Origin of the sequence: Streptomyces sp. NPDC092369, from assembly GCF_044755245.1 — a bacterium.
GTDB lineage: Bacteria > Actinomycetota > Actinomycetes > Streptomycetales > Streptomycetaceae > Streptomyces.
This window is the reverse complement of the sequence record NZ_JBIVQP010000001.1, coordinates 1,639,152-1,662,100: the sequence shown is the minus strand read 5'-3', so window position 1 is coordinate 1,662,100 and position 22,949 is coordinate 1,639,152. Positions and strand designations below refer to the sequence as shown.

The 22,949-nt window shown below is 70.7% G+C and carries 18 protein-coding genes and 1 pseudogene; 11 read left to right on the top strand and 8 right to left on the bottom strand.

Features of this window, described 5'->3' with window-relative positions; all coding sequences use genetic code 11:
- The first annotated feature begins 44 nt into the window (after positions 1–44).
- From ACIQI8_RS07305 to ACIQI8_RS07290, 4 genes are all read left to right on the top strand, one after another.
- Positions 45–1,613, top strand: coding sequence for a bifunctional 3-(3-hydroxy-phenyl)propionate/3-hydroxycinnamic acid hydroxylase (locus tag ACIQI8_RS07305; RefSeq protein ID WP_402345796.1), 1,569 nt, complete (start codon positions 45–47; stop codon positions 1,611–1,613).
- Between the two features lie 8 nt (positions 1,614–1,621).
- Positions 1,622–2,494 (top strand): alpha/beta fold hydrolase, encoded by an 873-nt coding sequence (locus tag ACIQI8_RS07300; protein WP_402345794.1) that lies wholly within the window; start codon positions 1,622–1,624, stop codon positions 2,492–2,494.
- Positions 2,491–3,504 (top strand): VOC family protein, encoded by a 1,014-nt coding sequence (locus ACIQI8_RS07295; RefSeq protein WP_402345792.1) that lies wholly within the window; start codon positions 2,491–2,493, stop codon positions 3,502–3,504. Before ACIQI8_RS07300 ends, ACIQI8_RS07295 begins: the two co-directional genes overlap by 4 nt.
- 382 nt (positions 3,505–3,886) lie before the next feature.
- The gene (locus ACIQI8_RS07290; protein WP_402345790.1) at positions 3,887–5,506 is read left to right on the top strand and encodes a purple acid phosphatase family protein; all 1,620 of its coding nucleotides are present in this window, start codon (positions 3,887–3,889) and stop codon (positions 5,504–5,506) included.
- Positions 5,507–5,510: 4 nt separating this feature from the next.
- Here ACIQI8_RS07290 and ACIQI8_RS07285 read toward each other — a convergent pair whose 3' ends face one another.
- Positions 5,511–6,362: a helix-turn-helix domain-containing protein gene (locus tag ACIQI8_RS07285; RefSeq protein WP_402345789.1), complete on the bottom strand. Its 852-nt coding sequence runs from the start codon at positions 6,360–6,362 to the stop codon at positions 5,511–5,513.
- A gap of 192 nt (positions 6,363–6,554) precedes the next feature.
- Here ACIQI8_RS07285 and ACIQI8_RS07280 point away from each other — a divergent pair, with 192 nt between their 5' ends.
- On the top strand, positions 6,555–7,280 hold the full coding sequence (locus ACIQI8_RS07280) for an alpha/beta fold hydrolase (RefSeq protein ID WP_402345787.1): 726 nt from the start codon (positions 6,555–6,557) through the stop codon (positions 7,278–7,280).
- A gap of 66 nt (positions 7,281–7,346) precedes the next feature.
- On the opposite strand, the gene ACIQI8_RS07275 is transcribed toward ACIQI8_RS07280, so the two are convergent.
- A complete protein-coding gene (locus ACIQI8_RS07275; protein ID WP_402345785.1) occupies positions 7,347–8,348 on the bottom strand; it encodes a LacI family DNA-binding transcriptional regulator in 1,002 nt (333 codons plus the stop codon).
- Between the two features lie 84 nt (positions 8,349–8,432).
- Positions 8,433–8,633, bottom strand: a pseudogene (locus ACIQI8_RS07270) (family 1 glycosylhydrolase); the annotation flags it as partial.
- A gap of 299 nt (positions 8,634–8,932) precedes the next feature.
- Here ACIQI8_RS07270 and ACIQI8_RS07265 point away from each other — a divergent pair.
- Together ACIQI8_RS07265 and ACIQI8_RS07260 are read left to right on the top strand one after the other, a co-directional pair.
- On the top strand, positions 8,933–11,185 hold the full coding sequence (locus ACIQI8_RS07265) for a glycoside hydrolase family 9 protein (RefSeq protein WP_402345783.1): 2,253 nt from the start codon (positions 8,933–8,935) through the stop codon (positions 11,183–11,185).
- Between the two features lie 16 nt (positions 11,186–11,201).
- Positions 11,202–12,158 carry a glycoside hydrolase family 6 protein gene (locus ACIQI8_RS07260; RefSeq protein ID WP_402345782.1) on the top strand — a complete coding sequence of 319 codons (957 nt, stop codon included), beginning with the start codon at positions 11,202–11,204 and terminating at the stop codon, positions 12,156–12,158.
- A gap of 34 nt (positions 12,159–12,192) precedes the next feature.
- Here the strand turns inward: ACIQI8_RS07260 and ACIQI8_RS07255 are convergent, their stop codons facing one another.
- Together ACIQI8_RS07255 and ACIQI8_RS07250 are read right to left on the bottom strand one after the other, a co-directional pair.
- On the bottom strand, positions 12,193–14,154 hold the full coding sequence (locus ACIQI8_RS07255) for a DUF2264 domain-containing protein (RefSeq protein WP_402345780.1): 1,962 nt from the start codon (positions 14,152–14,154) through the stop codon (positions 12,193–12,195).
- On the bottom strand, positions 14,151–15,185 hold the full coding sequence (locus ACIQI8_RS07250; protein WP_402345778.1) for a LacI family DNA-binding transcriptional regulator: 1,035 nt from the start codon (positions 15,183–15,185) through the stop codon (positions 14,151–14,153). The genes ACIQI8_RS07255 and ACIQI8_RS07250 overlap by 4 nt, the downstream gene beginning before the upstream one ends.
- A gap of 257 nt (positions 15,186–15,442) precedes the next feature.
- Here ACIQI8_RS07250 and ACIQI8_RS07245 point away from each other — a divergent pair, with 257 nt between their 5' ends.
- From ACIQI8_RS07245 to ACIQI8_RS07235, 3 genes are read left to right on the top strand one after another with little or no spacing between them, the layout of a single operon-like run.
- Positions 15,443–16,930: an ABC transporter substrate-binding protein gene (locus ACIQI8_RS07245; protein ID WP_402345776.1), complete on the top strand. Its 1,488-nt coding sequence runs from the start codon at positions 15,443–15,445 to the stop codon at positions 16,928–16,930.
- Positions 16,931–16,939: 9 nt separating this feature from the next.
- Positions 16,940–17,935, top strand: coding sequence for a carbohydrate ABC transporter permease (locus tag ACIQI8_RS07240; RefSeq protein ID WP_402345774.1), 996 nt, complete (start codon positions 16,940–16,942; stop codon positions 17,933–17,935).
- A 12-nt stretch (positions 17,936–17,947) separates the two neighbouring features.
- A complete protein-coding gene (locus tag ACIQI8_RS07235; protein ID WP_402345773.1) occupies positions 17,948–18,817 on the top strand; it encodes a carbohydrate ABC transporter permease in 870 nt (289 codons plus the stop codon).
- 179 nt (positions 18,818–18,996) lie between these two features.
- Here ACIQI8_RS07235 and ACIQI8_RS07230 read toward each other — a convergent pair whose 3' ends face one another.
- Together ACIQI8_RS07230 and ACIQI8_RS07225 are read right to left on the bottom strand one after the other, a co-directional pair.
- The gene (locus ACIQI8_RS07230) at positions 18,997–20,265 is read right to left on the bottom strand and encodes a hypothetical protein (RefSeq protein ID WP_402345771.1); all 1,269 of its coding nucleotides are present in this window, start codon (positions 20,263–20,265) and stop codon (positions 18,997–18,999) included.
- Positions 20,262–21,503 carry a glycosyltransferase gene (locus tag ACIQI8_RS07225; protein WP_402345769.1) on the bottom strand — a complete coding sequence of 414 codons (1,242 nt, stop codon included), beginning with the start codon at positions 21,501–21,503 and terminating at the stop codon, positions 20,262–20,264. Before ACIQI8_RS07225 ends, ACIQI8_RS07230 begins: the two co-directional genes overlap by 4 nt.
- A gap of 215 nt (positions 21,504–21,718) precedes the next feature.
- On the opposite strand from ACIQI8_RS07225, the gene ACIQI8_RS07220 reads away from it, so the two are divergent.
- Complete coding sequence (locus ACIQI8_RS07220) at positions 21,719–21,982, top strand: hypothetical protein (RefSeq protein WP_402345767.1); 264 nt, start codon at positions 21,719–21,721, stop codon at positions 21,980–21,982.
- A 204-nt stretch (positions 21,983–22,186) separates the two neighbouring features.
- On the opposite strand, the gene ACIQI8_RS07215 is transcribed toward ACIQI8_RS07220, so the two are convergent.
- Positions 22,187–22,693, bottom strand: a complete 507-nt coding sequence (locus ACIQI8_RS07215) for a SigE family RNA polymerase sigma factor (protein ID WP_402345765.1) — start codon at positions 22,691–22,693, stop codon at positions 22,187–22,189.
- Positions 22,694–22,949 lie beyond the last annotated feature (256 nt).

The window sequence follows — 22,949 nt, the reverse complement described above, 5'->3', positions numbered from 1 at the left end:
TCAATGAGCCGCGGCAGTGCAGCACGACCACAGTGAGGTGGCTGATGGACACAGACGGTGCCTACGACGTGGCGGTGATCGGCTACGGGCCCACGGGCGTCACCGCCGCGAACCTGCTCGGGGCGACGGGTCTGCGGGTGGTCGTCCTGGAGCGGGACGCCGAGGTCCACTCCCGGGCCCGAGCGATCTCCACCGACGAGGAGGTCGTACGGATCTGGCAGCGCGCGGGCCTCGCCGAGCGGCTGAAGCGGGACATGCTCGCCGAGCGGCCGGTCGACTTCGTGGACGCGCGGGGCCGGTCCTTCCTCAGCGCCTGCCCGACGCCGCGCGGCCACGGCCATCCGCCGCAGATGTTCATCTACCAGCCCGCGTTGGAGCAGGTCCTGCGCGAGGGCGTCGACCGCTACCCGAACGTGGAGGTGCTGCTGCGGCACGAATGCCTGCGGCTGCGCCAGGACGCCGACGGCGTGGAGCTGACCGTGGTCTCCATCGACGACGACTCGGTACGACGGATCCGCGCCGCCTACGTCATCGCCGCCGACGGCGGATCCAGCCTGACCCGCGCCCAGTTGAACGTCGGCTACGAGGGACGGACCTACGAGGACCGCTGGGTCGTCATCGACACCGAGATGCTGAAGCCGTGGCCCGGCCACGACCGGCTGCGGTTCCGCTGCGACCCGGCCCGGCCCGCGGTGGACTGTCCGACCCCGCTCGGCCACCACCGCTGGGAGTTCCCGATCCTGCCGGGCGACGACGAGACGTATCTGACGACCGACGAGGCGATCCATGAACTGGTCGCGCGGTACGGCATCGGCGAGGACGACATCAGGATCCAGCGGGCCACCGTCTCCAGCCATCACGTCCGCTTCGCCCACCGCTTCCGGGTGGGCCGGGTCTTCCTCGCGGGGGACGCCGCGCACGCCATGCCGCCGTGGATCGGGCAGGGGATGGCGGCCGGGGTGCGGGACGCGGCGAACCTGTGCTGGAAGCTCGACGCGGTAGTGCGGGGCGAGTTGGGCGAGGACGTGCTCGACAGCTACGAGGCCGAGCGGAAACCGCATGTCAAAGAGGTCACCGGGCGCGCGGTGTTCGTCGGCCGGGTCATCACCGAGCGCCGGCGCGCGGTCGCGGCCGTCCGCGACCGCGGGCTGTGGGTGCTCGGGCGGGTGCCCGGCTTCGGTGACCGGCTGCAGGACTCCCAGTGGATACCCGTCGCACGCTACGAGTTGGGACTCCAGGCCCGTCCGCGCACCAAGGCGTCCGGCAACCAGATCCCCCAGCCCTGGGTGACCGCGCCCGACGGGACGCGCGCCCGGCTGGACGACGTACTCGCCGGCCGTTGGCTGCTGCTGCACGCACGTACTCCCACGGCCCAACCCCGCTGGAACGTCCTCGCGTTGACCGTCACACCCGCCGGATCCCGTCCCGCCGAGGGCACGGTCGTCGACAGCGACGGCGTGCTGCTGCCGTGGCTGGCCGAGCACCGCGCGACCGTCGTCGCCCTGCGCCCGGACGGCTATGTCTACGCGGCCGCCCGGGCCGGGGCTCAACTCCCGCCACCACCGGCCGGTTTCACCCCGGCACTCCGTCCGACCGTCACGACCACGGGATGAGGACCGTCATGACCACACACACCGAACTGCCCGCCATGCAGGAGTACCTGCTCGACGTCTCCGGCAAGGAGATCTTCGTCGCCGAGACCGGTGACGGCCCGCCCGTGGTGCTGTTGCACGGCGGCGGGCCGGGCGCCTCCGGCGTCGCCAACTACGCGCGCAACATCGCCGAGCTGGCGAAGACGTACCGGGTGATCGTGCCCGACCTGCCCGGCTACGGCCGCAGCACCAAGGGCGTCGACGCCACCGACCCCTTCGGACACCTGGCCGGCGCGATACGCGGTGTGCTGGACCGACTCGGCCTGGACCGCGCCCACTTGGTCGGCAACTCCTACGGCGGGGCCTGCGCGCTCCGGCTCGCGCTCGACACCCCCGACCGGGTCGACCGTATGGTCCTGATGGGGCCGGGCGGTGTCGGCACCACGCGAGCCCTGCCCACGCCGGGTCTGCGCAGCCTCCTCAACTACTACTCGGAGGACGGGCCTTCACGGCCGAAGCTGGAGAAGTTCATCCGGCAGTACCTCGTCTTCAACGCGGCCGACGTGCCCGACAGCGTCATCGACGCGCGCTACCGGGACAGCGTCGACCCGGAGGTCGTCGCGGCGCCGCCGCTGACCCGCCCGTCGGGGCCGAACGCGCTGCGGACGCTGTGGAAGATGGACTTCACACGCGACGAGCGCCTGGCCCGACTGCCCGTGCCCACCCTGGTTCTGTGGGGCGCCGCCGACCAGGTCAACCGGCCCTCCGGCGGCCGCATGCTGGCCGAGCGGCTGCCCGACTGCGATCTCTATCTGGTCGCCAACACGGGCCACTGGGTGCAGTTCGAGCGCGCCGCACTGTTCAACCGCGTCTGCGCCGACTTCCTGGCGGGCCGGCGATGAGCGCCCCGGGAGAAGCGTCCGTCTTCGGCTCCGTGCACCTCGGCTACATCGTCGTGGAGACCGAACGCCTCACGGACTGGCGCCGCTTCGGCACCGACGCCATCGGCATGCACCACGACGCCCTCGACACCGGCCTGATGCGGTTCCGACTCGACGACCAGGAGTGTCGCTTCCTGCTGCGGCGCGGCCCGGCCGAGGACGTCGTCGCCACCGGCTGGCACATCGACGACCACGTCACCTTCGAGCGGATCGAGGCACGGATCCGGGCCCACGGCGTCCCCGTCTCCCAAGGGACCGCGGAGGAGGCGCAGTTGAGAGGTGTCGAACGCCTGCTGCGCTTCCCGGGTCCCAAGGGCATCGCCCAGGAGATCTACACGACCCCGCTGACCTCGCCCGAGCCGCTGCGCATGCTCGCGTCCGGGTTCGTCACCGGAGACTCCGGTATGGGGCACATCGCGCTGACTTCCACTCGACCGGCCGGGATCCGCGGCTACTTCGCGACCGTCTTCGACGCCCGCCTGACCGACTGCATCGAGGAGACGATCAGCGGCGTCAAGCTCAGGATCCGCTTCCTGCGCGTCAACGAACGCCACCACTCCATCGCGGTGGCCGCACTCAAGGGGTTGCCCGTCGACCCCGTCCGCACCCGCGTCCAGCACCTCAACATCCAGGCGGCCACGCTCGACGACGTGGCCCGCAGCTACCAGCGCGTGCACGAACTCGGCTTCGGCATGGCCCTGTCCGTGGGCCGGCACACCAACGACAAGGAGCTGTCGTACTACGCCGTCACGCCCTCGGGCTTCGAGTGGGAGGTCGGCTGGAACCCGGTCGTCGTCGACGAGTCCACCTGGCAGCCCAGCACCCACCAGGGCATCAGCATCTGGGGCCACACCCCGGTCGGACAGACCATCGTCGACAGACTCGCCCAGTTCCGCATCGGCGCCCGCTCCCTCGCCCGCACCGAGGAGACCGTCACCGCGCTGAGCGGCGCCGGCGTCCCGGACGACTGAGCGGGGCGGTCACGGCGTCGGCCTCGCCCTCGTGCGGACGGTCGCGGCCGGGTGCGCCGGGGTGATCAGCCGGCCGCGCCCCGGCGTGACGCGGGGATGGGGTGGCGCATGAGCCCGACGTCCTGAAGTAGCCGACCGGACCTTCCGTGAAGTAGCCGACCAGCCCTCCCGTGCAGTAACGAACAAGCCCTCCCGGCGCGCCGGTTCACCCCCGGTCGTGCCAACAGCTGGGCGACCGTCGGCAAAGGCACGGGCAAGGTTCTCCTCCCCGGCCCGCCACACGCGGCGCAACGACCCACTGGCCACGCAACGTTCACTCAGGGGTCTTTGTGGCCCGCCAGGGTGCGGTCGTTCAGCTCAACTGCTCGTCAGGGAGGGCACCATGACCGCACATGCGGGGACATCGGACGGGTCGACCAAAAATTCCGAATCCTCCGAGGGGTTCAGCCGTCGGCACGCGCTGGGTCTGCTCGGCAGCGCGGGGGCCGGCGCCGCCGTCACTCCGTTGCTGGGGGCGGGCAGCGCGGACGCGGCTCCGCGCGCCGACCCGGCCTTTCACCTCACCGCCGACTCCTCCGGCGCACCCCCGGTCCAGGGGCTGCACCTGACCTTCGGCGCGGATCCGCGCACCCAGATGACGGTGTCGTGGATCACCGACAGACCGGTGTCCAAACCGCTGGTGCGCTACGGCACCCTGGAGCACGGCTTCGGCTCCAGCGCGAAGGCCCGGACCGTCACCTACGCGGACGGCACCTCCAACCGCACCGTCTACGTCCACCACGCCGCGCTCAACCGGCTCACCCCGGACACCGACTACCTCTACCTCGCCACGCACGAGGGCACGACACCGGACAGCGGTACGTTCCGCACGGCCCCGCGCGGACGCAAGCCGCTCACCTTCACCAGCTTCGGCGACCAGTCCGCGCCGCAGGTGACCTGGGCGGCCGACGGCACGGTCGCGCTGGACGCGAACTCCACCCCCGCGACCAAGGACATCGTCACCGGAATCGAGCAGGTCGCCCCGCTCTTCCACCTGCTCAACGGCGACCTCTGCTACGCCAACCTGGACGTCGACCGGGTGCGCACCTGGAACAACTTCTTCACCAACAACACCCGTTCGGCGCGCTTCCGCCCCTGGATGCCGGCGGCCGGCAACCACGAGATCGAGAAGGCCAACGGCCCGATCGGCCTGGGCGCCTACCAGACCTACTTCGACCTCCCCTCGACCGAGACCGACGATGAACTCGCGGGCCTGTGGTACGCGTTCACGGCCGGTTCCGTCCGCGTGATCGTGCTGCAGAACGACGACAACTGCCTCCAGGACGGCGGTGACGTCTACATCAGCGGCTACTCCGGCGGACGCCAGCTCGCCTTCCTGGAGAAGGAGTTGAAGGCGGCGCGGGCCTCCCGTGACGTGGACTGGGTGGTCGTCGCCATGCACCAGGTGATGATCAGCTCCTCCGACGCCAACGGCGCCGACCTCGGCCTGCGGCAGAAGTACGGCCCCCTCTTCGACCGCTACGGCGTGGACCTGGTGCTGTGTGGCCACGAGCACAACTACGAGCGCTCACTGGCCGTTCGTGGTGTGGTCAACGGCAGCGAGACGCTCACCCCCAACCCGGTCTCACACGCCACCGACTCCATCGACACCGGCCTCGGCACCGTCCACATGATCCTCGGCGGCGGTGGCGTCTCCGGCACCACGAACCAGGCCTTCTTCAAGGACGGCACCGGCAAGGTCATCACCGCCGTGTCGGCGACCCCCGGCTCCAACGGCAAGCGCACCTCCACGTACGTCAAGGAGGACGCGGTCTGGATCGGCGTCCGCGACACCGAACACCCCTACGGCTTCGCCGCGTTCACCGTCGACCCCGGCCGCCACCCCGGCGACACCACCCGCATGCACGTCACCTACTACAACGTGAACAAGCCGCACGGCGAGCTGTCGGTCTTCGAGAACTTCACTCTCCACCGCAAGCGCTCCGACGGCCACGGCAGGTAATACCTCAGACGGATCCGGCGCCGGCGGCTGGTGTCTGCGCGGCCGAGGCGAGCAGCGCCAGTCTGTCGGCGCTGTCGGTGCCGGGGTCCGGGTGGTAGACGACGAGCGTCTGACCGGCCGCGCCGTCGATGCTCAGCCGCTCCCGGTTCAACCGCAGCCCCCCGACCTGCGGGTGGTCGATGTACTTGGGCGCGGCTTCGCAGGCCAGTACGTCGTGCCGGGCCCAGAGCCGGCTGAACAGGGGGCTGGCGAGGGAGAGTTCACCGACCAGCTCGATGAACCGGGGGTCGTCCGTGTCGGTGCCGACCGACTCGCGGAAGCCGGCCACCATGCCCCCGGCCGCGCCTTCCCAGTACGGGTAGAGCGCCTGCTCGGCCGGGTCGAGGAACAGCGACCGCAGCCGGTTGGCGCCCGCCGTGAAGCGGGGCGACAGCGCCGTCGCCAGGGAGTTGGCGGCGAGGACGTCGAAGTAACGCCCCTCGACCAGCGCGGGGAGCGGGAGCGTGGCGACGAGCTTGGCGATGCCCGGCGGGACCGCCTCCTGCCGCGGCCGGGGCCTGGTGCGATGCCGCCGGGGCCGGTCTGCGCCGAGCAGCAGCAGGTGCGCCGTCGCGTCGGCGTCGAGCAGCAGCACGCGCGCGATGGACTCCAGGACCTGTACGGAGGGGTTGCGGTCGCGGCCCTGCTCCAGGCGCAGGTAGTAGTCGGCGCTGATACCGGCGAGCATCGCGACCTCTTCCCGGCGCAGCCCCGGCACCCGCCGTACCCCGATCACGGGGATACCGACCTGCTCAGGGGTGACGAGCTCGCGGCGGGCGCGCACGTACTCGCCCAGCGGATTCGATGCGTCCGGCATCTCCCCACTGTAGGTCGCGCGCTCGCGCGCCTGCCTGGTCCTGTCACCCCCAGGATCGCGGGGGCCCTGGCTCGGGTGGCGCCCGGGCGCCAGCGTGAGCGGTGGCCGGCCGAGGGCGCGCCGATCAGCGGCGCCGCCCACTCCCGCCACGACGAGGCGCCGGCCACCCCACCACGACGAGGAGTGACAGCCATGTCCACGTATCTACTGGTCCACGGAGCCTGGCACAGCGGACAGGCCTGGGAGCGGGTGGTCCCGCTGCTGACGGCGGCCGGACACCGGGTGCTCGCGCCGTCGCTGACCGGCCACGGCGACAAGGCACACCTGCTCGGCCCCGAGGTCGGCCTCGACACGCACGTCGACGACGTGGTCGGCCTGATCGTCGAGGAGGACCTCACCGACGTGGTCCTCGTGGGACACAGTTACGCGGGGCTGGTCGTATCGTCCGCGGCGAACCAGGTCCCCGACCGGATCGCCCACCTGGTCTACCTCGACGCGATGGTCCCCCGGGACGGCGAGAGCGCGAGGGATGTCCTGCCCGTGACGCAGACGCTGATCGACCTCGCCGCGCGGTCCGGCACCGGCTGGCGGATTCCCCCGATGCCCGAACTCCCGCCGCCCGGCGGCCTGTTCGGCGTCACCGACCCGGCGGACATCGCCTGGCTGCGCACCACGCTGTCGGACCAGTCGGCCCTCTGCCTCCAGCAGCCGGTCCGCCTGGACAACCCCGCCGTGAACGCCATCCCCCGAACCCACATCCACTGCGTGGGAAGCGAACCGGAAGGCTTCGAGCGGCGCCCCGTCCCCGCGACCCAGCCGGGCGGCACCCCGGCCCAGGTGTGGGAACTGACCACCGGCCACGACTGCATGATCACCGCACCGGCCGAACTCACCGATCTGCTGCTCAAGCTCGCTTGACCGGCCCGCGCGCTGCCGCGGCGAGGTTCAGGGCGCAGGTGGTCCCCGCCGTGCCGAGGGACCCCGTTACGCGGATTCCCGGATCACCAGTTCCGTCGGCAGAATCAGCGGTGTCGGTTGCTCGCCGTCCAGGACGCGCACCAGCATGCGGGTCATCTCGCGGCCGAGGGCGACGATCGGCTGGTGGACCGTCGTCAGGGCCGGCCGGGTGTGCTGGGCCGTGAGGACGTCGTTGAACCCGACGACCGCGATGTCCTCCGGGACGGACCGGCCGCGCTCGCGCAGGACCTGCAGCGCACCCGCTGCCATGGCGTCCGAGGCGACGAACACCGCGTCCACATCAGGGTGTTCGTCGAGGAGCCGGGCGGTCGCCGTGGCACCGCCCACCTCGCTGAAGTCGGCGTGGACCACCCGGTGGTCCGACAGACCGGCCAGCGCGACCGCTTCGCGGAAGCCCAGATAACGGGAGACACCCGCGTGCATGTCCTGCGGGCCGGTGACGGTCCCGATGGCACGGCGGCCCGTCGAGATCAGGTACTCCACGGCCTGGCGCGCCCCGCCGCGGTTGTCGGCGTCCACGTACCAGCGCGGGGCCCGGTCCAGGGAGCGGCCGCCGTGCACGACGGGCACGCCTCCCGCCTCGGCCACCTTCGCCAGCGGATCGTTCTCGCGCAGGGCCAGCAGCATGACGCCGTCCGCGCCCCGGGACCGGAGGATGCGGGCCAGCCGGGTGCGGCCGCGCTCGGAGGCGGCCAGGACCAGCAGCAGTTCGAGGTCCGTCTCCTCGATGACCGCGTTGACGCCGGTGATCACCTCGGCGAAGAAGAGGTTGGCGAAGAGCGCGGGGTCGTCACTGGAGATCGCCAGTACGACCGCGCCGCGACGCTGGGAAGCGAGCGAACGGGCGGCCATGTTGGGCACGTAGCCCAGCTCCGCCACGGCACTCTCCACCGCCTGGCGCGCCTTCTTGCTCACGTGCTGACGGTTGTTGATCACCCGCGAGACGGTCCCGACCGACACCCCGGCGCGCAGCGCCACCTCGTCGAGCGTCGGCGGCCGTCTGGTCATGTGGGGCGGCTCCTGTTCCTGCGGACGGGACGGGCGGTAGCAGCACTGTAGGCGCGCACGGAGTCCGGGGCGTCACAGGCCGCCGCGGTGGTAATGGTCGGCCGCTACGGCTCCGGTGTCACCGTTCCGGACGGCGCCCGGGGTGGCCGCGAAGGTGTCCCAGATGGAGGGAGACCGGCCGTCCTCCTCGACCGCGCCCTCGATCTGGTAGCTCGATGTGGCGGCGCCCCACAGGAAGCCGGGAGCGAACGTACTCACTGCGTTGAACCTCCCTCTGCGGGATATCGGAGAGCGATAACAATCGGAGCGCCCTCGTTCTCGACCTGCATATGCCTTCTGAACTGGGGTGAAGCTGGGTTGACGCCACAGCTCGGCCGGTACCTGTGCGAGGTTTCCAGGGAAGATTGGAAGCGCTTACAGTCGCAGAGTAGGAGCGGCATGTTCAGTCTGTGAAGGGTCTGGACGCGGAAAAGACTTCCGAAGGACCGCTGTGTGCGACGTCTTGACAGCCTCGCCGCCCCCACCCACCATCTGGCACTGACGCCGCACCGAGCCGGGAACCCTGTCACCGAGAAGGGTCCGGTATGTTCCGCAAGACCAGATTCCGCAGGACCAGATGGGGCGCGGTCCTCCTCGCGCCCGCCCTGACCGCCGCCACCCTGGCCGCGACCCCCGTAACGCCCGCGCACGCCGCGGAAGCACCCTACGAACGCGTGCTCAACGGCACGTTCGACAGCGTGAAGACCCCGTGGTGGAGCAGTGGCAACACGCCGTCCACCGTCGACCTGGGCCGCCTGTGCGCGAACGTCCCCGCGGGGACCGTCAACGTATGGGACTCCATGATCGGCCAGAACGACATCCCTCTGGAGGCAGGTCAGCCCTACACGCTCCGCTTCACCGCGTCCGCCACCCGGGACGTGTCGATCCATGCCGTGCTGCAGGTGCCCACCGCCCCGGTCACGACCACCCTGAACAAAACGGCCGCCGTCACCACCGCGCCCAAGACCTTCCAGTTCACCGGCACCTCCACGCGCGCCGACCTGCACGCCCAGCTCTCCTTCCAACAGGGCGGCGCCACCCAGCCGTTCACCCTCTGCCTCGACGACGTCTCCCTCACCGGTGGCGCCACACCCCCGGGCGGCGGACGCGACTTCGGCTCCCCGGTGCGGACGAACCAGTACGGCTACGCGGTCCACGGCCCCAAGAGGGCGTCCATCGTCAACTCATCGGCAGATCCGGTCCGTTGGCGCCTGCTGGACGCCTCCGGCGAGGTCGTCAGGACCGGGCGCACCCACGTCCAGGGCACCGACCCCGCCTCGGGTGACCACGTGCACCTGGCCGACTTCAGCTTGGTGCACAGGGCCGGTACGGGATACACGCTCGCGGTCGGCGACGCGACCAGCTACCCGTTCGCCATCGCGGACAACCCGTACCCCTCCCTGCGCAAGGACGCGCTCGGCTACTTCTACGACGTCCGCAGCGGCACGCCGACAGAAGCCCGGTACGCCGGCGAGGCCTACGCCCGCCCCGCCGGACATGTCGGCGTGGCCCCCAACAAGGGCGACACCGACGTGCCCTGCCTGCCCGGTACCTGCGGCTACGCCCTGGACGTCCACGGTGGTTGGTACGACGCCGGCGACCAGGGCAAGTACGTCGTCAACGGAGCCGTCGCGGCATGGCAGTTGATGGACTCCTACGAACGCTCCCGCGCTCAGGGCGACATCGCGGGCCTGCGGGACGGACTGCTGAGCATCCCCGAGAACGACAACGGCGTACCGGACGTCCTCGACGAGTCCCGCTGGGAGACGGAGTTCCTGCTGAGCATGCAGGTGCCGGCGGGCGAGCCGCTGGCCGGCATGGCCCACCACAAGATCCACGACCTGGCCTGGAGCGCCCTGCCCACGCAGCCCGACCAGGACTCCCAACCCCGTTACCTGCACGCGCCGTCCACGGCCGCCACCCTCAACCTCGCCGCCGCGGCCGCCCAGTGCGCTCGCGTCTGGGCCCGCTACGACGCGGACTTCGCGCACACCTGCCTGACCGCCGCCGAGACCGCCTGGAAGGCCGCGCTCGCCCACCCCGACGTGTACGCCCCGAACGGCGACAGCGTCGGCGGCGGAGCGTACGCCGACACGGACGTGAGCGACGAATTCTCCTGGGCCGGGGCGGAGTTGTACGCCACCACGCACGACCGTGCCTACCTGTCCCGGATCGACACGGAGATCACCCCGGCCGGGTTCTCCTGGCGGGACACCGGCGCGCTCGCCGACCTGACCGTCGTCCGGCTGCCGGACCGCTTCCCCGACCGCATGGTCGCCGCCGCCCGCAAGCGGGTCCTCGCCGTCGCGGACGGGTTCGTGCGGGACGAGCGGTCGCAGGGCTACCCCAACCCCAGCCTGCCCGCCGACGGCGCCTACGCCTGGGGCTCCAACAGCGTCACCGCGAACAACGCCGTGGTCATCGCGACCGCCTACGACCTCACCCACAGGGACGTCTACCGCGGCGCCGTACTGGAGTCATTGGACTATCTCCTCGGCCGCAACGCCCTGAACCAGTCCTTCGTCACCGGCTACGGCACTCAGTTCAGCCACAACCAGCACAACCGCATCTGGGCCCACCAGATCGACCCCAAGTTGCCGAGCCCGCCGCCCGGTTCACTGGCCGGCGGCCCCGACTCGGCCCTCCAGGACCCGGTCGCGCAGCAGAACCTGGTCGGCTGCGCCCCCGCCACCTGCTACATCGACGACATCTACTCGTACTCGACCAACGAGATCGCCATCAACTGGAACTCCGCGCTCGCCTGGGTGGCGAGCTTCGCCGCGGACTCGGCCCGCTGAGAGGAAGGGATTCCCTATGCGCTGGAAAGCCCTCCGAACCGCCCTGATCTGTCTGCTCGTTGCCCCGCTGCCGCTCCTGACGGCCGGTCCGGCGGCCGCCGCCAGCCCCGTCTCCCTGACGAGCGGCTTCTACTCCAACCCCGACTCGGGCCCGGCCGTCTGGGTCCGCGACAACCCTTCCGACTCCCGTGCCGCGCGCATCCAGTCGGCCATCGCCTCGCAACCGATCGCCCGCTGGTTCGCCGCCGAGAGCGGGGGCATCGGACCGGCCGTCTCCAGTTATGTCGGCGCGGCCGACAGCCACGACAGACTGCCGGTCCTCGTCGCGTACAACATCCCGCTCCGGGACGCGTGCGGCGGTCACTCGTCCGGCGGCGCGGGCAGTGTGGCGGAGTACCGCACCTGGATCTCCACCTTCGCGGCGGCGGTCGGCGACCGCCCCGCCGTGGTCGTCATCGAGCCGGACGCCCTGTCGGACTTCAGCTGCCTGACCGCCGCGCAGACCGGCGACCGCCTCGCGATGCTCGCCTACGCCGCCCAGATGTTCCAGCAGAAGGCACCCAACACCTGGGCCTATCTGGACGCCGGACACACCAACTGGGTCGCCTCCGCGACCATGGCGAGCCGGCTGAGGTCCGCGGGCGTCGCCAACGTCCGGGGCTTCTCCGTGAACGTCTCGAACTTCTACACCACCTCGTCCTCGGAGACCTACGGCAACTCGATCAACTCGGCGCTCGGCGGCGGCTCCCACTTCGTCGTCGACACCAGCCGCAACGGCAACGGCTCCAACGGCGAGTGGTGCAACCCGGCCGAGCGCAGGCTCGGCGTCACCTCCCGCGTGGGCGGTGGCGAGGACCTGCTGCTGTGGGTCAAGACACCGGGCAACTCCGACGGACAGTGCGGCATCGCCCCGACCGTCCCGGCCGGTCAGTTCAGCCCCGCGCTCGCGGTCCGGCTCATCGACGGCACGTGAACGGGACGTACGGCACCTGACCTCGGCCTGCGGGTCAACTCGGCGGCTCCAGGCGGACGTTGTCCTGGGTGCCGTCGGGCCAGGTGACGCCGGCGAGGGCGGTGCCGTCACCGTCGTGGACGACGTCCAGGCGTACGGCTTCGGCGGCACCGGGTCCCTCGACCACTCCGGAGAGACAGACCAACGCGGCGTACACCGCGCCGGGTTCGACCTCCGCCGTGGTGGCCAGCCAGGGTGTCGCCGAGTGCGGGCCGAAGGCGTTGGCGTCGCGTGCGGTGGCGATGCCCGCCTGGTCGAAACCGCGCAGCCCGACCACCGTGCTGGACAGGCCCGTTGAGTGCCGGACCCAAGCGGCAGGCCAGCTCTCCTCGTACCCGAGCGGCGGTTCGGCGGCGGCCAGGCAGTAGCCGCCGAGCCGCAGCCGCAGCGGTTCGTCGAGCGGGCCGTCGACGCGTGCGAGCCGCACTTCCAACGGGCCGTTCAGCATGGACGCCGTCGTGATCCACGGTCCCGTGCGGAAGGAGGGTGCGGGGTCGTGGGCGTACGGGGTGGGTACCGGGCCGAGCGGCCAGTGGGCGCGGTGGCGGGAGACGGCGGTGCGGACGCCGAGGTGGAGCCGGGTCAACGGGCGGCGGTGGGAAGGGCGTTCGTCGGCGTCGAGCAGGGCGATGTGCGAGTCGAGCGGGTCGTTCAGGCTCGCCTCCGTGCTGTCGGGGGCCGCGTGGGTGGCGTAGGCGAGGCGGGCGTACGTCGGGTCGTCCGCCTCGGCGTCGACGCCGTCGCCGGAGGCGTGGTCGCTGCCGTGGTTGACGACGCGTACGACCCCGTCCGCGGCCGTGCCGGAGACGAGCCACCCCGGGGCGGTCAACGTCCGCCGCACGTCCCGGGTCTCGATCGGCAGGGCCTCCTCCTTCTCCGTCCACACCGGGTGTTCCGCCGGCAGCACCAGTCCGGCGAAGCCCTTGCTCGACCAGTAAGGCGAGCCAGGACCCGAGTAGGGCTGCCGGACGGCCGTGAACTCCCCGTGCCAGCCCAGTGGTTGGAGCCCACGTTCGTCGAAGCAGCCGGCTTCGGCGAAGTGCCGCAGCACTCCGCTCGCCAGGCGACGGGTGCGGCCCGCCGGCAGGGGAGTGGCGTCGAAGACGGCGCCCACCCACAGCGGGCAGAGCATCGCGTAGCGGTAGGTGAGGGAGCGGCCCTGGTACAGCGGGGCGCCGTCGGCCGCCACGAGGTGCTGGGCGTCGTCGAGGTAGCGGCGCAGCCGGGCCCGGTAGCGGGGGAGCAGGTCGGGGTGGGCGGCGGTGCCCGAGATGCGGCAGTACCAGAGGGGGTAGTACTGCATGGCCCAGCCCGAGTAGTAGTCGAAGTGCCGGAGTGGACCGGCCGTTCCGCCGCCGTCGGCGTACCAGCCCTCGCCCGCGTACCAGGCCTCCGTCCGCGCGATCGCGTGGTCGATGTCGGGCGCGCTCCACGGGGCGCCGACCGAGCGCAGGAACGCCGACGTGATCGCCCTGAACCAGACCCAGTTGTTGTCCGGCACGTCACTGCCGAGCAGGTCCGTCATCCAGGCGACGATCCGTTGTCGTACGCCCTCGTCCAGCCGGTCCCAGATCCAGCGCCGTGTCTCGTGCAGCGCGATCGCCACCGACGCGCACTCCACCTTGGCCTGCCCGCACTCACGCATGCTCGGCCAGTGGTCCGGCGAGCTCGGGTCGGTGCCGGCGGTCAGGCCCTCGGCGTACCAACTGGCTTGATTTCCCGGGTCGTTGTCGCCCGATTGGGCCAGACGGAAGCCGGCGAGCAGGAAGGTGCGGGCGAACCCTTCGAGGCCGTCGCTGTGCCGGCCCGAGCGGCTGGCCGGGCCGGGCAGGTGGAGCAGGGCGTGCCGGTCGGTGGCGTACGGGCGGACGGCGGCCAGCTGGGCGTCGGCCAGCGCCTCCCAGTGCGTACGCGTCCAGCCGGTGTACGGGGAGAGGAACCGGTCTTCAGGTATCAACTGTCCGCCTTTCCGACGGTGTTGAGGCGGGCCGGGGGTGCCACCGACTGACGTACGACGACGTGCGAGCCGAGCACCACACGGCGGTTCGGCGGATCCGCGGGGCGGCGGTGCAGGGCCAGGCGGGTGGCGGAGCGGCCGAGTTCCTGCTGGGGGACGTGCACGGTGGTCAGACGCGGGTAGAGGTCCTCGGCGAGCGGGATGTCGTCGAAGCCGACCACGGAGAGGTCGTCGGGGACCGTACGGCCCAGGTCGCGGGCGGCGGCGATGGCGCCGGCGGCGCTCATGTCGCTGGCGCAGAAGATCGCGGTGGCGTCGGTGTCGGTCAACAGACGGGAGGCCGCCTCGTATCCGGACTCGCGTGTCATGTCGGTCTCGGCGACGAGCGCCGGGTCGGGCTTGATGCCGTGTGCGCGCAGTGCCCGTTCGTATCCTTCGAGGCGCTGACCGGCCACGCTGAACTCGTGCGGGCCCGCCAGATGGGCCACGCGGGTGTGGCCGGCGGAGAGCAGATGGCTGGTGGCGGCGAAGGCGCCGGCCTCCATGTCGCACTCCACCACGTCCACCGGCGCCTTCGGGCCCTTCCACGGCCGGGCACAGAGCACCAGGCGGGCGCCGGCCCGGTCCATCCCCTCGGCGGCGGCGGCGAGTTGGGTGAGATGCTCCTCGGTCTCGGCCATGCCGCCGACCAGGATGATCGCCTCCGCGCCACGCTGGCGCATCAGGTTGATCACCGACAGCTCGCGCTCCGGGACCCCCTGGGTGGAACAGACCAGGCAGACCCGGCCGTCAGCGACGGCCTGCTCCTCCACCCCGGAGGCGACGTTCATGAAGAACGGCGAGGTGATGTCGTTGACCACCATCGCCACCAGCCCCGAAGTCGTGCTGAGGGTACGGGCGTTGGCGTTGACCACGTAGTCGAGGTCGCGCACGGCCTGCATCACGCGCTCGTGCGTGGCCGGAGGCGCCGTGTACGCCTCGCTGAGGATCCGCGACACGGTGGCGACGGACACGCCCGCGCGCGACGCCACGTCACGGATCGTCGCCCGACCTGCGGAACCCCGACCTTGAGCCATGCTCTGCTTCTCCTCGCCCCGGTGAACGGCCGATGTAAGTAACACCGATGAAAAAGTTACACAACCGGCCAGGGATTCTCTACGCCCAGGTGCAGGCGCCTGTCCGGAGTTTCCATAGCGGTGCCGAACCTCTTGACGGCCGGGAAGTGCCCCCCTAACGTCCCCGTTACTGTAAACGGTTCAGTGAACGTTACATGCCGGAGGAACACCAGATGACTTCGTCGAACGTCTCCAGACGCGCCCTCCTGCGCACCGCCGCACTCGGCGCCGGCACCCTCGCGGTGGGCGGCGGCCTGAGCGCCTGCGGGTCCGGCTCGTCCTCCTCGGCGGCGGACGCGCTCACCTACTGGGACTGGTACGTCACCCAGGCCCCCTGGGTCGACAACGAGATCGACCTCTTCGAGAAGGGGCACAGCGGAGTCAGCGTCAAGAAGACGACCCAGCAGAACGCCAAGTACGCCGACCTGGTCGCGCTCGCCAACCGCAGCGGCAACCCGCCGGACGTCTTCATGATCCCGCAGGTGCCGAGCGTCGCCGAGCAGGTCGCCAAGGGCTGGCTGCACCCGCTCGACGAGTGGGCGACCCCGAAGTGGCAGGCGCGCTTCCCCGAGGGCACCTTCCTGGAAGGCGCCAACGTCTTCGACGGCAAGGTGTATTCGGCCCCGCTGAAGGGCTCGGGCCCGCAGTACCAGCTCTATGTCCACAACGGCGTCTTCAAGTCCGTCGGCCTCACCAACCCGGACGGGAGCGTGAAGGTGCCAAGGACCTGGGACGAGGTGACCAGCGCCGCTCAGACGATCACCAAGAAAAGCGGCGGCAAGTCCTACGGCCTCGGCTTCGGCAACGCCGACGGCATCGGCGTACTCGCCTGGTGGCTGGACCTGTTCGTCCGGGGCGCGGGCGCACCCGGCGGCGCCCCCACCCTCCCCGGCGCCGGCCTGGACTACCGCGTCGGCAAGTGGACCTTCGCCACCGACCGGGCGTATGCCGACTTCCTGGAGCTGTTCGTCGAGTGGAAGAAGCGCGGTTTCTTCCACCCCAACTCCGTCAGCCTCTCCGACGAAGCGGCCCGCGCGTTCTTCGAGCGGGGCAAGTTCGGCATGACCGTCGGCGGCGTGTGGAACCAACCCGAGTGGACCCAGCACAAGTTCACCGACTACAGCCTGGTCACCCTGCCCTCGCCCACCGCGACACCCAAGGGCTACTACTACGCCGATCCGGTCGGCAACGGCTCCTTCGCCGCCGTCTCCGCCAAGAGCAAGAAGGCGCACGAGGCGTTCCAGTGGCTGGACGCGCTGACGTCCCCCGCCGCAGGGCGCCGCTGGGTGGAGGATCTCAACGGCGTCTCGGCCCACCCCGCGAACAACGACCCGGACGGCATCGACTCCAAGCCCTTCGCCGCCTTCGTCGGTATGACCAGGCAGGTACTGAGCGGCCCGGTGCCCCTCGTGCGCAACCCGGAGCTGGCCGCCGTCGCACCCAGCGTCCCCAAGCCGGACATCAGCGACGTGGTGACCGGCGTCTACACCGGCCAGATCAAGGACGTACAAGGGGAGTTGAGCAGCCTGGCGGACAAGAAGTTCCAGCTCCTGTCCGACGCGGTAGCCGCCGTGGCCAGGAAGGGCAAGAAGGTCAGCACGGCCGACTACGTCTTCGCGGACTGGAATCCCACCAAGCCGTACACGACGAAGAAGGCCTGAGCCGCCGCCATGTCACTCCTCGCCACCCGCCGGCGCCACCCGCCGTCCCGTACCGCACCACCGGTCGCTCCCCGGCCCGGCCTCGGCCGCCGCATCCGCGCCGCCACGTGGTCGTACGTCTATCTCGCCCCGATGGCCGTGCTGTTGCTGGCCTTCGTGGTCTATCCGATCCTCGCCTCCTTCGGCTACACCTTCTACCGCTGGAACGGCATCGGTGAGCCCGGCGACTACGTGGGCCTCGCCAACTTCCGGCAGATCCTCCAGGACCGCATCTTCTGGGGCGCCGTGGAGCACACCTTCGTGTACGCGTTCGTGCTCGTCCCGGTGCAGCTCCTGCTGGCGTTGGCGCTCGCCCTCGTACTGAACAACCCGAAGCTCAGGTTCGCTCTGTTCTTCCGGACCGTCTACTTCATCCCCGTCGTCACCTCGGCGGCGGTCGTCGGCGTCGTCATCCAGCTCATGCTCGCCAACTTCGGTGACTCGGCGGGCAGTCTGCTCGCCAGGACCGGGGTGAGCGACGGGCAGATCGACTGGCTCGGCGACCCGCACACCGCTCTGGCCGTGATCATCGCGATCGGGATCTGGCACACCCTCGGGTACAACCTCGTCTACTTCCTCGCCGGACTGCAGACCATCCCGGCCGAGTTGTACGAGGCGGCGAAGCTCGACGGCTGCGGGCCGGTGCAGTCCTTCTTCCGCATCACCGTCCCGATGCTGCGCCAAGTCGGCGTCGTCATCGTGGTGTTGGCGTTCATCGGGAGCTTCCAGGTCTTCGACCTGGTGCAGGTCCTCACCGGCGGCGGCCCCTACTTCGCCACCGAGGTCGTCAACACCTACATCTACCACCTGGCCTTCGGCGGCTCGGCCGGCGCCGCCGCCCAGCCCGACGTCGGCCTGGCCTCCGCGGCCTCCTTCCTCTACGGACTGCTGCTCATCGTCTTCTCCGCGCTGCAGGTCCTCGCCCTGCGCCGGCTCACCCGTCGGCGCACGGCCGCCAACCAGTAAAGGGTTACGTCGATGTCCACACTGTCCCAACGTCCCCGCCCCCGAACGCGGTTGAGTCTGCGCCAAGGCCGACGCGGCCTGCTCTACCTCGCGCTGCTCGGCGGCGGGCTCGTCTGGCTGTACCCGTTCCTGTGGGCGCTGGGCAGTTCGCTCAAGAGCACCGACGGCTTCTTCGACGGCGGGCTGAACCCGATCCCCTCCGAGTTCCACTGGTCCAACTACAGCGAGGCCTGGACGCAGGCGGACTTCAGCCGGTTCTTCGTCAACACGGTCCTGTTCGCCATGGGAACGGTCGTCGTCACGCTCCTGGCCACCTCGATGGCGGGCTATGTCCTGGCCCGCACCGATTTCCCCGGCAAGAAGATCTGGCTGGGCCTGATCGGGGTGACGCTCTTCCTGCCGCACGGCTACACGATCATCCCGGTCTTCGACCTGATCCAGCGCCTCCATCTCCTCAATACCCTCTGGTCGGTGGTCATCGTCCAGTCGGCGGGCGGGATGGTCTTCGGCACCTTCCTCTTCATGGGCTACTTCACGACGATCGACCGGGGGTTGGAGGACGCGGCCCGCGTGGACGGGGCGAACTTCCACCAGATCTTCTGGCGGATCATGCTGCCGCTGTCCGGGCCCATGCTCGCGACCGTCGGCCTGTTCGCCTGCATCACCGCCTGGAACAGCTTCTTCATCCCGCTGGTCTTCACCCTCTCCCGCCCCGAACTGCACACCCTCTCGGTGGGCATGTTCAACTTCATCGGCCAGAACTCCACCGCCTGGACCCTGGTGTGCGCGGGCTCGGTCATCACCCTGCTGCCCATCGTCGTGATCTTCATCGTGCTGCAGCGGTTCTTCATCAACGGCCTGGCCGGCGCGGTCAAGCAGTAGCGTCCCGCGAGGTCGACGCGGACGGCCCGTTCACCGATCCCTCTCAGCCACCGACATCGAACAGCCCGCGCCGGACCGCCTCGGGCACCGTGCCCGCCCTGTTCTCGGTGTCGAGTTCGCGGGCCGGAGTGCCTGGTGGGTGCCGGCCCGGCCGGACCGGACCCTGCCGAGCCCGTTTCCTACGGCACCCCCACCTCGAACAGCACATACCCGGCGTACGACCCCGACGCGACCGCCGCGATGCCGAGCAGCAGGCACAGCGTGGGCAGGCCGAGGGTGCGGAGTTTGACCGCCAACGGGATGAAGAGGGGGAAGCACGGGAGCAGATAGCGGGAGACGTTGCCGAATATCTGCCGGCTGCCGAGGACCAGGGCGATGGTGAGCACCGTGTGGACGAGCAGGACGGCCGGTGGGCGGAGCCGGATCAGGAGAGGAAGCAGGAGCGCGGTCAGCAGGACGACGGCCACGCCGACGACGTCTTCGAGGGGGTACGCGAACAGGTAGTCGTAGCGGCCGGTCGCGAGGGAGCCGACGACGTCGACGGTGTGCTCGCCGTAGTCGAAGGTGTGCGCCCAGGCGCCGGTCTGGAGCTTGAAGTAGCCGGTCAGGTCGCCCATTTGGTCGCCGACCCACAGGAGGTAGCCGAGCAGACCGAGCGGGGCGATCGCCATCGCGATCCATGGACCCGTGAGGTTCTCCCGGCTGCGGTGGAGCGTCCGCAGTGCGGCCACGGCGAGGGCGGCGATGAGTGCGACCGCGGTGGGTCGGCCCAGACCGGCGGCGAAGGTGAGGACGCCCGCGGTGAGCCAGCGGTCGGTCATGACGGCGTGGCAGGCCCAGACGGCGAGGGCGATGTAGAGGGAGTCCGAGTAGGCCGACCACTCGGTGCCCGAGCCGGGCCAGACGGCCCACAGTCCGGCGGCGGCCAACCCGGCCCGCCTGCCGCCGAACCGGGCGGTGACGGCGTAGATGCCGAGCGCGGCGGCGAACGAGGCGACGACCGAGACCAGCATGCCGGAGCCGTACAGACCCAGGCCCGTGCAGTCGGAGACCAGTCGCATCGTCGCGGGATAGAGCGGGAAGAAGGCCGCCGAATTGCCTTCGAGGGTGATCAGTCCGGCGGCGCCGGGGATCTTGACGAGCGCGGGGTGGTAGCCGTCCGCCGCGATCTGCTGGTACCACCAGCCGTCCCAGGTGGCGAGTACGTCCCAGACGTGGGCGCCGCCGCCGAAGCGCGGATCCCTCGTCCGGAAACCGCCGTCGGAGTCCAAGAGGTACATGAAGACGGCGAAGCCGATCAGCTTCAGCACGCCGTACAGCGCGAGCACGGGGCCGTAGTACCTGACCGTGCGGAGGAGGTGGTCGCCGATCTCCTCACGTGACAAGGCAGTTGCGGCGTCTCGCGTGGCTTCGGCGGCGGGTGGCACCAAGGTCGTCGTGTCGCTCACTTCGCGGTCGCCTTCCCCTCGCGGCGGCGCGCTGTGGGGAACACCCAGGCCCGGAAGAGCAGGAAGCGGACGAGAGTGGCGGCGAGGTTGGCGGCGACCAGGACCCCGATCTCCGTGCCGCGCGCGGGAGTTGGGGTCGTGCGGTGCAGGAGTGTCAGTGAGCCGCTGGTGAGGGCCAGGCCGACCGTGAAGACCAGGAGGCCCTGGGCCTGGTGGCGCAGTGCGCCGCCGCGCCCGCGCAGTCCGAAGGTGAGGCGGCGGTTCGCGGCGGTGTTGGCCAGCGCGCAGATCAGCAGGGCCAGCGCGTTGGCGGCCTGTCCTCCCGTCTCCGGGCGCAACGCCACGTACAGCAGCACGTATCCGACGGAGCTCACCGCGCCCACGGCGGCGAAGCGCGTCAGTTGGCCGGCCAGACCGCCCGCGGGCGAACCGTCCGTGCCCCGCCGCAGCTCGGCCGTCGGGAGCGTGCCGCGCGCCAACTCCCGTCCGATGCGGGCGATTCCGCGCAGGTCGGCCAGGGCCGTGGACAGGATGTCGACCCGGCTGTCGGGGTCGTCCACCCAGTCGACCGGCACCTCGTGGATGCGCAGTCCGGCCCGCTCGGCGATCACCAGCAGCTCGGTGTCGAAGAACCACCCCGAGTCCTTCACCAGGGGCAGCAGCCGTTCGGCGACATCACGCCGTACCGCCTTGAAACCGCACTGCGCGTCGGAGAAGCCGACGCCCAGGGTGGAGCGCAACAGGGCGTTGTAGCAACGGGAGATGGCCTCCCGTCTGGGGCCGCGCACCACCCGGGAGCCACGGGCCAGGCGGGTGCCGATCGCGATGTCGGAGTGGCCGGAGATCAGCGGGGCGACCAGCGGCAGGAGCGCCGCCAGGTCGGTCGACAGATCGACGTCCACGTAGGCGAGCACGGGCGCCCGTGACCCGGACCAGGCCGCGTGCAGCGCCCGGCCGCGGCCCTTCTCGTCGAGCCGCAGCCACTCCAACTCGGCCAGTTCGGCGGCCAGTCGGGCCGCGATGCGCGGGGTCTCGTCGGTGCTCGCGTTGTCCGCGACGGTGATGCGGAACGGGTACGGGAACGTCTCCCGCAGGTGTGCGTGCAGCCGCCGTACGCTCCGTTCCAGGTCCCGCTGCTCGTTGAACACGGGGACGACCACGTCGAGGACGGGCTCGCGCTGGTGTGCCGACAGCGGTGTGCGGAACGGCAGTTGGCTCATCTGGCTCGTCTGACTCATCAGCATTGTCACGTTCTGTCCAGGTCGTTGGGCCGTCGCGGGGCATGCCGGCATCGCCTGAGGGCGGTGCCGCGGTCAGGGGTGCGGGTGGGGGTGAGGGTGGGGGGTGAGGGTGGTCGGCGGTGCCCGGTTACCCGGAGCTCGCCGTGCCCCGGGTCGCGGATCTCTCCGTCGCCGGCGGTGTCGTGACCGACCCCGACGAAGTGCTCTGACCCGTGGGCGAGTCGGTCGTCGCGGTGCCGGACGGCGGCGCCGCCGAGTTGGTCGCGGGTGGGCCCGAGGACCCGATGGACGAACCTCCGGTCGGGGTCGAGGTCGGGGTGCCGGACGACCCGATGGATGACCCGCTGGTGCCTGTCGGTGTCGGGCCGGTGGTCGTGCTCGAGGACGCGTCCGGTGTCAGGGTCGGGCCGACCGTCGGGAGCGTCGGGCTCACGGCGGGTCGGGGCAGCGGGGACTGTGGCCCGTTGTCCACCTGAGCATGGGGCACCAGGAAGAAGCCGAGGCCGAGTCCGGCGACGGCCAGGACGGAGCCGACCGCCCTGCGTGCCGCACGGACGCGGCGCCGGGCCCGTACGCCGTCCCGGAGACGGGTCCGGTGCCGTGGCTCGAAGGGGGTCGTTTCCTGGGCGTCGCGCATCATCCGCGCGAGCTCCCGCTCGAAGTGGTCCATCAACGCCCCCTCATCCCACCGTCTCGATGACATCGCCGAGGATCCGGCGCAGCCGCGCCACGCCCCGTGACGCGTGGGACCGGGCGGTGCCGACCGGACACCCCAGCACTTCGGCGACCTGCTTGTCGGGCAGGTCCTGGTAGTAGCGCAGGACCACGGCGGCCCGCTGCGCCGGCGACAGCTGGGCCAGCGCCGCCTCCAGCCGTGAGCGTTCCGCCACGGCGGCGGACACGTCGTCCACCTGCGCGAGGTCCGGCAACTGCTCGACCGGGCGCTCACCCCACCAGCGCCGCCGCGCCGAACGGGCCGCAGCCCGCGCCAGGATCTTGCGCACGTACGGTTCAGGTGCCTCCTCGCCGACCTTCGGCCAGGCGAACCAGAGCTTGACCATGGCCTCCTGGAGCAGGTCCTCGGCGCGGTGCCGATCGCCTCCCGCGAGCAGACAGGCCAGATGGAACAGCGTCGACCAGCGCGCTGCCACGAAGCCGTCGAACCCCTCGGCCCGACTCTGTTCCATCCGTACCGTCCACCGTCCCCGTGCGGGCAAAGCCCCTTACACAGAGAGAAAGGCTCTGGACCCCACCCCGCGCTGCACTTCAGGGCTGTGATCCGGGTTACATGCCGCTGCCGGACGGCACATCCGCGCTGTTCTGAAATTGCGTATCTTTAGCAAGAAACTTGCAGTGACTTGCGCGGCACATTCTTTACTTCGTCGGAATCTAGCGGAGTGGAAGAGGGCTCAGTACGGTCGGGGCGCCGGTCTCCCCCCACCC